5 protein-coding genes are annotated in these 3,337 nt (G+C 48.9%); all 5 read left to right on the forward strand.

Annotated features, from left to right (window positions below; genetic code table 11):
• Positions 1 to 435: chemotaxis protein CheC (locus AC1DWB_RS32480; protein ID WP_477545230.1), on the forward strand; the 435-nt coding region annotated here is incomplete at its 5' end.
• The gene (locus tag AC1DWB_RS32485) at positions 432 to 926 is read left to right on the forward strand and encodes a chemotaxis protein CheD (RefSeq protein WP_477545231.1); all 495 of its coding nucleotides are present in this window, start codon (positions 432 to 434) and stop codon (positions 924 to 926) included. The genes AC1DWB_RS32480 and AC1DWB_RS32485, both read left to right, overlap by 4 nt.
• Complete coding sequence (locus tag AC1DWB_RS32490; protein WP_477545232.1) at positions 923 to 1,342, forward strand: hypothetical protein; 420 nt, start codon at positions 923 to 925, stop codon at positions 1,340 to 1,342. Before AC1DWB_RS32485 ends, AC1DWB_RS32490 begins: the two co-directional genes overlap by 4 nt.
• 14 nt (positions 1,343 to 1,356) lie before the next feature.
• Positions 1,357 to 2,142: a FliA/WhiG family RNA polymerase sigma factor gene (locus tag AC1DWB_RS32495; RefSeq protein WP_477545233.1), complete on the forward strand. Its 786-nt coding sequence runs from the start codon at positions 1,357 to 1,359 to the stop codon at positions 2,140 to 2,142.
• 21 nt (positions 2,143 to 2,163) lie between these two features.
• Positions 2,164 to 3,337 (forward strand): DUF342 domain-containing protein (locus AC1DWB_RS32500; protein WP_477545234.1); only part of this gene is annotated, 1,174 nt, incomplete at its 3' end.

A 3,337-nucleotide genomic window follows, 5' to 3' on the forward strand; every position in this document is an offset into this window, starting at 1 on the left:
GTGGTGCTGGCTGTATTCCTACGAGTTGTGGGTGAAGTTCCTGGCAACATGTTCTTCTTCTTTACTCCCGAATCTGCCAAGAGGCTGCTTTCCAATTTTGCCGGAATTGAAGTGGAACAGGAAGGCTCTTATTCCGAGATGGAACTATCCGCGTTGAGTGAAATTGGGAATATATTGGCTGGCTCCTACTTGTCGTCGTTATCGGACTTCACTCGTTTGAATATGATCCCAACCGTACCGGCGTTAGCGATCGACATGCTCGGCGCCATCATTAGTTACGGACTGCTGCAGTATGGTGAGATGGGGGACCACGCCCTCTTTATCGACACGCAATTTCTCGAAGGTTCGGATCAAGTCGAAGGTCACTTCTTCTTCATTCCAGATCCAGAAGCGTTCAACAAACTGTTCCTGTCCTTGGGAGTGCCACTCGAATGACTACTGACTTCATCGTTAAGGTAGGAATGGCAGACCTGAACATACTCCAGTCTATTGGAACATTGAAAACGACTGGATTGGGTTCGTGCGTGGGCCTTACCCTCTATGATCCAAAAACTAAGATCGCAGGAATGGCTCATGTGATGCTACCTTCTTCGGATATTGCCAAAGAAGGAACGTTGAATATAGCCAAGTATGCGGATACCGCGATTCCGGAACTGCTGAACAGAATGTTGAAGCTCGGAGCGTCGCAGTCCAGAATGGAAGCCAAGCTTGCAGGTGGAGCGCAGATGTTTGCTTTTGTCGGTACGCACGACACGATGCGAATCGGCCCGCGCAATGTGGAAGCTTGTAAGGCGATTCTACTGCAAGCCGCCATCCCTATTAAGGCAGAAGATACGGGGGGCAATTTCGGTCGTACGATCGAATTTTATAATGATACGGGTGTGCTTGTTTTACGAACCGTACAACAAGGAGTAAAGGAAATTTGATGATTGGAACCATTCGTTGGAATTTGTTGTTARGTGCATTTGGGTTCGTATTCACGTTCCTGCTCTCAGTCAGCKATAACTTTTTTACCACTACTCTGTTGCACAGTTTCTATGGCTTTATCATCATGTTCGGAGTTGGCTTCGCAATGCGCTGGGTGCTTGGAACATTGGCAGGATTGAAACAAATCCAGGAAACGGTGGACCATTCGAAAGTCTCGGAGGAAGGAAGAGGCGCTGCCGTTGATTCTGTCACACCTGGGAATCAGGACGAATTGAATCAGTTGTTGAAAGACAACATGAACGGGGCCGATTCGTCTAGTGAGGACTTTACACTCCTCAAACCGAAGAAGCTCACTACCATTCCTGGTGAACCTGAAGAGCTCGCCCAAGCGTTGCGACGCCTCACTGAAGAGTAAGGAGTGCGGTAAGAATGATCCAACAAAAGCAATCCCATCTATCCAATTTGGAATTATGGAAGACGTGGAAAGTGGAAGGTTTACTTTCCGCGAAGCAAATGTTGATCGAACAATATTTGCCCTTGGTTGATTATGTCGTGAATCGCCTTCTCATCGGCTTACCCAAGAACATCTCCCGGGACGATCTATGCAGCTATGGGATGTTGGGGTTAATCGATGCAGTAGAGAAGTTCGATTATGAACGTGGGCTTCAGTTCGAGACGTATGCGTCATGGCGGATTCGAGGTGCTACCATTGATGGACTACGTCAAGGGGATTGGGTACCTCGGTCGATTAGGGAGAAAGCCAAGAAGCTTGAAGATGCCTATCAAAAACTGGAGCAGGAGTACTTGCGGTCGGTAACGGATAGTGAGATCAGCTCCTACCTGCAAATCACCGAGAAAGAATTCCAGCAAATGTTGCAGGAAATCTCGATTACGACCGTTTGTTCGTTCGACGATCCGATCAAGGATGAAGAATCCGAAACCCGATTGTCGTTAATGATTGACGAAAAAGCTAAAAACCCTGAATATAAGGTTAATGAGTATTTCTTAAAAGAGTCGCTTGCTAAAGCGATTGAGAAATTAACCGAGAAAGAAAGAGCGGTTGTATCGCTGTTCTATTATGAAGAGCTATCGTTAAGTGAAATTGCAGAGGTGATGGCCTTATCTCCCTCTCGGATTTCACAGCTTCATTCCAAGGCGATTCTGCGGTTGCGAGGATCGCTTGGCAGATGGAAGAACCAACTGCTTCAAGACTGATGCGGGGAGGAGGAATTTGGATTGTCCAGTGACAATGCTGTAGAACAATGGATGACTGTGGAGCTTTCGGATGACAGGATTAGCGCGTACTTGCTAATTCAGCCGATGGCCGAACCAATCACTTGCACACAGGAGGACTTGGTGGAACTGCTAAGCCGCTACCGTGTCAGGTTCGGAGTGAAATTAGGCATCCTGCAGCAGATCGCGGAAAGCCCGAGGAGATTTGCAGGCCTACAAACACTGATTGCAGAAGGGGAACGTCCTGTTGCGGGAAAAGATGGCGAGATCCGGATGCTCTACGACGGTGACTTCGCAAGTAAGAAGCCGCTCGAAATGGAAGACGGGACGGTAGACTTCAAAGAGATTTCCCGGATTCTGAATGTGCGCAAGGGACAATTGGTAGCTGAACGACTTCTAGCGCAAGACGGAATGCCTGGGAAAGCGGTTACAGGCGAAGTGATTGAAGCGAAGAACGGCAAGGAAGCCCGATTCAAGATTGGGAAAAATGTGGTGGCTGATGCCGATCAGCTTGCGCTGTATGCGGCAATGGACGGGATGATCTCGATCACCGATCGAGGGAAAATCAATGTATTCCCGATCTATGAAGTAAATGGCGACGTCGACTACCGAATCGGGAATATCGATTTCTTCGGGACGGTCGTTATCCGAGGAAATGTGTTGCCGGGTTTTAAAGTGAAGGCTGCTGGAGACATTCGCATTATAGGGGGCGTGGAGAGCGCCGAGCTTGAGGCGGTCGGTTCCATTGAGATCACTGCGGGTATTCTTGGTCATAACAAAGGCATGATCCGTGCCGGAGTGAATGTGAAGAGCGCGTTCATTCAGGATGCTCAGGTTGAGACAGGCCAAGATATTATTGTGGCCCACAGCGTGATGCATTCTCAGATTCGTGCAGGTCGTAATATTGTATGCAAGGGGGCCAAAGGCTTAATCATCGGCGGACTTGTGCAGGCTGGTGAGAAAGTGGTGGCCCGCACGATTGGGAATACGATGTCCACGCCAACAGCGATTGAAGTCGGTGTTCTGCCGGAGCTCCGTAATGAATTGACTTCATTGCGCCTTCAATTGAGACAATTGGCTGACAGTCTGGATAAGACCGATAAGGCGCTGGTGCTCTTGGATCAGATGGCGGCTGCGGGACAGCTCAACCCGGAACGTCTGGGAATGCGTATCAAGC

Source organism: Paenibacillus sp. P4_E11 (assembly GCF_056401635.1).

Bases quoted from the DNA above. Each gene is read 5' to 3' on its own strand.
- AC1DWB_RS32485 (WP_477545231.1), top strand. From the start codon at position 432: ATGACTACTGACTTCATCGTTAAGGTAGGAATGGCAGACCTGAACATA.
- AC1DWB_RS32495 (WP_477545233.1), top strand. From the start codon at position 1,357: ATGATCCAACAAAAGCAATCCCATCTATCCAATTTGGAATTATGGAAG.